The sequence below is a fragment of the Mycobacterium sp. TH-M15 genome, from assembly GCF_057473705.1.
Genome location: NZ_JBYCLB010000400.1, coordinates 1 through 6,462 on the forward strand (window position 1 = coordinate 1; position 6,462 = coordinate 6,462).

7 protein-coding genes are annotated in these 6,462 nt (G+C 72.2%); 3 read left to right on the forward strand and 4 right to left on the reverse strand.

The window, feature by feature from the left end; all coding sequences use genetic code 11:
- From AC2VNT_RS09770 to AC2VNT_RS09780, 3 genes are all read right to left on the reverse strand, one after another.
- Nucleotides 1-1,202, reverse strand: a 1,202-nt coding sequence (locus tag AC2VNT_RS09770; RefSeq protein WP_486946666.1) for a lytic transglycosylase domain-containing protein, incomplete at its 3' end; no start/stop codon positions are given.
- Nucleotides 1,203-1,320: 118 nt separating this feature from the next.
- Nucleotides 1,321-1,815 (reverse strand): DUF1003 domain-containing protein, encoded by a 495-nt coding sequence (locus tag AC2VNT_RS09775; RefSeq protein ID WP_486946667.1) that lies wholly within the window; start codon nt 1,813-1,815, stop codon nt 1,321-1,323.
- Entirely contained in the window at nt 1,812-3,107 is a 1,296-nt protein-coding gene (locus tag AC2VNT_RS09780; protein WP_486946668.1) for a magnesium transporter MgtE N-terminal domain-containing protein, read from the reverse strand. The genes AC2VNT_RS09775 and AC2VNT_RS09780 overlap by 4 nt, the downstream gene beginning before the upstream one ends.
- 24 nt (nt 3,108-3,131) lie before the next feature.
- On the opposite strand from AC2VNT_RS09780, the gene AC2VNT_RS09785 reads away from it, so the two are divergent.
- Nucleotides 3,132-4,106 (forward strand): HpcH/HpaI aldolase/citrate lyase family protein, encoded by a 975-nt coding sequence (locus tag AC2VNT_RS09785; RefSeq protein WP_486946669.1) that lies wholly within the window; start codon nt 3,132-3,134, stop codon nt 4,104-4,106.
- Here the strand turns inward: AC2VNT_RS09785 and AC2VNT_RS09790 are convergent.
- Nucleotides 4,084-4,686 carry a DUF4190 domain-containing protein gene (locus AC2VNT_RS09790; protein ID WP_486946670.1) on the reverse strand — a complete coding sequence of 201 codons (603 nt, stop codon included), beginning with the start codon at nt 4,684-4,686 and terminating at the stop codon, nt 4,084-4,086. The genes AC2VNT_RS09785 and AC2VNT_RS09790 overlap by 23 nt on opposite strands.
- 112 nt (nt 4,687-4,798) lie before the next feature.
- On the opposite strand from AC2VNT_RS09790, the gene AC2VNT_RS09795 reads away from it, so the two are divergent.
- Both AC2VNT_RS09795 and AC2VNT_RS09800 read left to right on the forward strand, forming a co-directional pair.
- The gene (locus AC2VNT_RS09795; protein WP_486946671.1) at nt 4,799-5,311 is read left to right on the forward strand and encodes a YflT domain-containing protein; all 513 of its coding nucleotides are present in this window, start codon (nt 4,799-4,801) and stop codon (nt 5,309-5,311) included.
- Nucleotides 5,308-6,462: extracellular solute-binding protein (locus AC2VNT_RS09800; protein ID WP_486946672.1), on the forward strand; the 1,155-nt coding region annotated here is incomplete at its 3' end. The genes AC2VNT_RS09795 and AC2VNT_RS09800, both read left to right, overlap by 4 nt.

A 6,462-nucleotide genomic window follows, 5' to 3' on the forward strand; every position in this document is an offset into this window, starting at 1 on the left:
GGGTTCGGCGCCGCCGGCGGCAGCGGACCCGCGGGTGCATCCGGCGCGGCCGCGTACGGCGGCACCGGCGCGCCGGCCTGCGGCTCGATGCAGATCACCGTGCAGGTCTGCGACCGGGTCGGCAGCGACGGAAGTCGCTGCGACTGCTGCAGCCACGGCAGGTTGGTGAGCCAGTTGGGCAGGTTGTTCGGTGACTGCTGGCTGAAGTCGATCAGCGGCACCGTCGCCAGCGGGTCCGTCGTCGGCACCCCGAGCCGCCCGTGGTGGTCCATGCCCGGCCCGATCCCCGGCGGAACGTCCAGATGCGTGTCGACGATCGTCGGCGCCGGCCCGGTGATCGGCGGCAGGTCGACCGGTGTGACGCCGGTGGCGTACGCGGCGGCCCAGCCCAGCACGTTGCGCGCGTACGGCATCGAGTTGTTGTATCGCAGGATCGCGGTCAGCACCTGTGACTGGTCCCGTAGGTTCAGCCCGCCGCTGCACAGGTAGCGCGCCGCCGCCAGGGTGGCGTCGTAGAGGTTCTGCGGGTCGGCCCGGCCGTCGCCGTCACCGTCGACCGCGTACCGCGACCAGGTGCCGGGCAGGAACTGCATCGGACCCATCGCGCGGGCGTAGACCACCCGTTCCGCCGTGCTGCTCTGGACGACGACCTCGTTGTCGGGGAGCGAGCCGTCCAGCGTCGGCCCGTAGATCGGCTGCAGCGCGGTGCCCCGGGAATCGGTGGCTCCGCCGTTGGCGTGCAGCGACTCGATGCGGCCGATTCCGGCCAGCAGGTTCCAGCTGACCCCGCACTCCGGCTCCGCGGCGGCCATCCGCCGTTCGGCGTTCTGGTATGCCGCCAGCGCCAGCTGCGGGATCTGCAGCGCGCCCGGGGCGTACACCACCGGTGACGGGGGCGGCGCCGACGTCGACCCGGCCGCGATGCGCACGGTCGCCGGTGGCCGCGCGACGGCGACCACGGACGGGCCGGACGAGCGGTGTTCCGGAGCCGGGGCGGGTGCGACGGCGGCCAGCGGTGCCACCGCGGCATCGCGCACCGGCAGGCTGGCCGGCGGAGTCCGGGGTGTGGCACCGACGGCACCGGCGAACACCAGCGGCGTGATCACCGCCAGCCCGAAGACCGGCGTGTGTGTGATGCGACTGGCCAGCCGGTGCCGCACCTCGGTGCGGTCCGTGCTGCTCGCGTCGCCTCCGGTACGCACTCGGCTGTCTCCAGTTGTTCGTCGCGGTGGAACTCGGTGAACTAGGTCACCATACATAATTGCTGTGGCCCCAGTGATAGGTATTGCACTCTGTGGTTCGCCGCCACCGCACCGGGCGCTACTCGTCGGCCGCTGGCTCGTCCGGTAGGCGCTTGAGCAGTTCCCGAAGGTCCTCCAGGGCGTGGTGCAGGTAGTCGCGGGTGGCGACCTCGCCCACGGCGAGCCGCAGTGCCGCCAGCTCCCGGGCCAGGTATTCGGTGTCGGCCTTGGTCTGCGCGGCCCGCCGGCGATCCTCCTCGAGGCTGACCCGGTCCCGGTTCTCCTGCCGGTTCTGGGCCAGCAGGATCAGCGGCGCCGCGTAGGCGGCCTGGGTGGAGAACGCCAGGTTGAGCAGGATGAACGGATACGGGTCCCAGCGCAGCCGGATCGCGTAGACGTTCAGCACGATCCAGACCAGCACCACCAGCGTCTGGATCGCCAGGTAGCGCCCGGTTCCGAAGAACCGGGCCACCGACTCGGTGATCCGGCCGAGCGCCTCGGGGTCCACCCGCAGGCCGGGCCGGCGCGACGTACGCGGGGTGCTCAGCCGCTGCCATCCGGATCGGTCGGTCACGACTGGCCCCCCGCTCGATTCAGCTCCGGCTCGGTGTTCTGTTCTCGCCAGTCGTGCGGCAGCAGATGATCCAGCACGTCGTCCACGGTCACCGCGCCCAGCAGGTGATTCTGCTCGTCGAGCACCGGTCCGCAGATCAGGTTGTAGGCGGCGAAGTAGCGGGTCAGCGCGGCCAGCGACACCTCCGGGTGCAGCGCGGGCAGGTCGGTGTCGACGATCCCGCCGACCAGCTCGGCCGGCGCCTCGCGCAGCAGCCGCTGCAACGGCACGCTGCCCAGGTAGCGGCCGGTCGGGGTGGCGGTCGGCGAGCGGGCCACGAACACCACCGACGACAGCGCCGGGGTGAGGTCGGGGTCGCGGACCCGGGCCAGCGCCTCGGCGACCGAGGTGTCCGGGGTCAGCACCACCGGGTTGGTGGTCATCAGCCCGCCCGCGGTGTCCGGGGAGTGTTCCAGCAGCCGGCGCACCGGGTCGGAGTCGTCGGGGTCCATCCGGGCCAGCAGCGCCTCGGCTTCGCTGGGGTTCATCGCGCCGAGCAGGTCGGCGGCGTCGTCGGGATCCATCTTCTCCAGCACGTCGGCGGCCCGGTCGGTGCCCAGCTGGCCCAGCATGGCGGCCTGCCGCTCCTCGGGGAGCTCCTGCAGGATGTCGGCGAGCCGGTCGTTGTCTAGCGCCTTGGCCACCTCGTAGCGCCGCTTGGGGGGCAGCTCGCGGATCGCGTCGGCGACCTCGATCGGCCGCCACCCCTCGAACTGCTGCAGCAGCTGGGCGACACCCTGCCCGGGCATGGCCAGCGCCGACGGGGTGAGGCCCTGCACGTTGTGCCAGTCGACGACGTGGACGGCGGGCCGTCGGCCCAGCCGCCGGGAATGCCGGACGGCGAACCGGGTCACCATCCAGTCGCGGGTGCGGCTCTGCTCGAGGCCCAGGTCGGTGATCGTCACGTCGACGCCGGCCAGTTCGGGCAGCTCCGGGTCGATCACCTGAACCTTGGTGTCCAGCACCTGGCCGAGCACCAGCACCTCGCCGGGCCGCTGGCTGAACCGGCGCAGCGACACGTTGCCGGTGTTGAGCGCCACGGCGTTCGGTTCGATCGCCGCGACCCGCAGAATGGGAACGAAAATCCGTCTGCGGGTTGGGAGTTCGACGACGAGGCCGAGCGCCCGGGGTTGCTGGCGCACAATGCTCATGCTGATCACCACGTCGCGGACCCGGCCGACGGATTCGCCGACCGGGCCGAGCACCAGCATCCGGGCCAGCCGGGCTGCGAACACCCTGTGTGTCGACGCCATGGTTGAAAGGGTAGGAGTGATTAGGTGACCAACGCGTATCGGCCCCGGCGGACCTGTCTTTCGGTTCCGGGCAGCAGCCAGAAAATGATCGACAAAGCGAAAGGCCTCGGCGCCGACCAGGTCTTCCTCGATCTGGAGGACGCCGTCGCGCCGGCCGCCAAGGCCGCGGCCCGGGCGCAGGTGGCCGCCGCGTTGGCGACCCCGGGTTGGCCGGCCCCGCTGCTCGGGGTGCGGGTCAACGACTGGACCACCCCGTGGACGCACGCCGACCTGATCGAGGTGGTGTCGGCGGTCGGTGCCGCGCCGGGCGCTCGACTGGACGTGGTGGTGTTGCCCAAGGTCTCCGACGCGTCACACGTGCAGGCGCTGGACCTGCTGCTGACCCAGCTGGAGACGGTGCACGGGCTGCCGGCCGGCGGGATCGGGATCGACGCCCAGATCGAGGACGCCCGCGGCTTGACCAACATCGACGCGATCGCCGCCGCGCCCCGGGTGCAGGCGCTGGTGCTGGGGCCGGCCGACCTGATGGCCAGCCTGAACACCCGCACCCTGGAGGTCGGCGAACAGCCCGAGGGCTACACCGAGGGCGACGCCTACCATCACGTGCTGATGACGATCCTGGTCGCGGCCCGGGCGCACGGTATCGCCGCGGTCGACGGGCCGTACCTGAAGGTCCGCGACGTCGAGGCGTTCCGCCGGGTGGCGGGACGGTCGGCGGCGCTGGGCTACGACGGGAAATGGGTGCTGCACCCCGACCAGATCGCCGCCGGCAACGAGATCTTCAGCCCGCGCCAGGGCGAGTTCGATCACGCCGAGTTGATCCTGGAGGCCTACGCCTGGCACACCTCGCAGGCCGGTGGCGCCCGCGGTGCGGTGATGCTCGGCGACGAGATGCTCGACGAGGCCAGCCGCAAGATGGCGCTGGTGGTCGCGGCGAAGGGCCGGGCGGCCGGGATGCGGCGCCAGGCCGAGCCGTTCAGCCCACCGGCCGGCGACTGACCATCGCGTCGAATCCCCCCGTCAGCAGGTCGTAGTGCGGGTGGGTGGCGGCAAAGAAGAACAGCACGACGCCGGCGATCAGCAGGCAGAGCACGCCGGCGCCGACGACGATGCCGGCGATCGCCAGCCCGCGGCCGCCCTGCCCGGTCCGCTGGATCTGGCCGAGCGCGGCGGCGCCGAGCGCGACGCCGATGATCGGCATGGCGAAGCCGATCAGCGCCCAGGCCAGCAGCGGCCCGAACACGATGGACAGCCCCGAGATGGTCAGTGACGTGATCGCCATCCCGGAGGTCTCCGGCCGGGGCGGGGGGCCATACGGCGGATAGCCGAGCGGATACGGCGGCACCCACCCCGGCGGTGCGCCCGGGTACGGCGGTGGCGGGGGCGGGTACGGTGGCGCGCCCGGGTACGGCGGTGGCGGCGGGAACGCGGCCGGTGGGTGGCCCCACGGCTGCGGCGGCTGATCTTCCGGGTAGTCGACGATCGGCGGCGAAAAATCAGGCGCGGCGAAGCTGTTGTGGCCGTCCTTCGCCTCGTCGCCCGGGTCACCCGGAACGTCGGGGCGGTGCGGCGGCGTCATGGCGTTCAACCGTACCCGCTGGTGATGCAGCCGGCGGCGCGCGGCGTGGCGACAACATGGTGCGCGGCCGCGACCGGCTGGATAGCCTGTCCGCAACAGAGAGGGAGATGTGATGACTGACCCAGGTGCACCCGAACCGATACCCGGCGCCATCCCCGCGGCCCGGCCGGGCCCGCGATTGCCGACTCCGCCCAAGGGCTGGCCGATCGGGTCCTATCCCACCTACGCCGAGGCGCAGCGCGCGGTGGACTACCTCTCCGATCAGCAGTTCCCGGTGCAGCAGGTGACCATCGTCGGGGTGGACCTGATGCAGGTGGAACGGGTGACCGGCCGGCTGACCTGGCCGAAGGTGCTCGGCGGCGGGGTGGCCACCGGCGCCTGGCTGGGCCTGTTCATCGGGCTGATCCTGTCGCTGGTCACCCCCAACCCGTCCGGGGCGCTGCTCACCGGCCTGGTCGCCGGGGTGTTCTTCGGCCTGATCACCTCCGCGGTGCCGTATGCGATGGCAAGGGGCACCAGGGATTTCAGTTCGACGATGCAGCTGGTCGCCGGACGCTACGACGTGCTGTGTGATCAGCAGGGTGCCGAGCAGGGGCGGGATCTGCTGGCGAAGCTGAAACTTTGACCGTCGTCCGGTCCGCACGACGGCGGCGGCGCTCGCTGGTGCTGGCGGCGATCACCGCCGTGTCGGCGGTGTCGGGCTGCGGTTCGGCGCCGCCCGGCGTGGTGATCAGCCTGTACACCTCGGCCAGCGACACCGCGACGTTCACCGCGATCGCCGAGCGCTGCTCCGGGAAGGTCGGCGGCCGGTTCACCATCCGGCCGTTCAGCATGCCCCGGGCCGCCGACGACCAGCGGCTGCAACTGGCCCGGCGGCTCACCGGCAACGACCGCACCCTGGACGTGATGGGGCTGGACGTGGTGTGGACCGCCGAGTTCGCCGAAGCCGGCTGGGTGCTGCCGCTCGCCGACGATCCGCTCGGCCGTGCCGAGGCCGACGCCACCGCCGACACGTTGTCGGGCCCGCTGGAGACCGCGCGCTGGCAGCACCGGCTCTACGCCGCCCCGGTCGCCACGAACACCCAGCTGCTCTGGTACCGAACCGATCTGATGGCCGGGCCGCCGGCCACCTGGGACGCCATGGTCGCCGAGGCGGCCCGGCTGCGGGCCGCCGGCGAGCCGAGCTGGATCGCGGTGCAGGCCAAGCGGTACGAAGGTCTGGTGGTGTGGTTCAACACGCTGCTGGCCAGCGCCGGTGGCCGGGTGCTCGGCGACGACGGCAAGACCGTCACGCTCACCGACACGCCCGAGCACCGGGCGGCCACCGTCGAGGCGTTGCGGATCATGAAGACCGTCGCCACCGCGCCGGGCGCCGACCCGTCGGTCACCCAGACCGACGAGGGCACCGCGCGGCTCGCCCTGGAGCAGGGCAAGGCCGCGCTGGAGGTGAACTGGCCGTTCGTGCTGCCGTCCATCCTGGACAACGCGGTGCAGGGCGGGGTGCCGTTCCTCCCGTTGAATCGACTCCCCGACCTGGCCGGCAGCATCGATGCCGTCGGCTCGTTCGCGCCGACCGACGAACAGTTCCAGATCGCCTACGACGCCAGCAAGAAGGTGCTCGGCTTCGCGCCGTACCCGCAAGTGCGGCCCGGGCGGCCGGCGAAGGTCACCATCGGCGGGCTGAACCTGGCGGTGGCCACCACCACCCGGCATCGGGCGGAGGCGTTCGAGGCGGTGCGTTGCCTGCGCAGCCCGGAGAGCCAGAGATACCTCGCG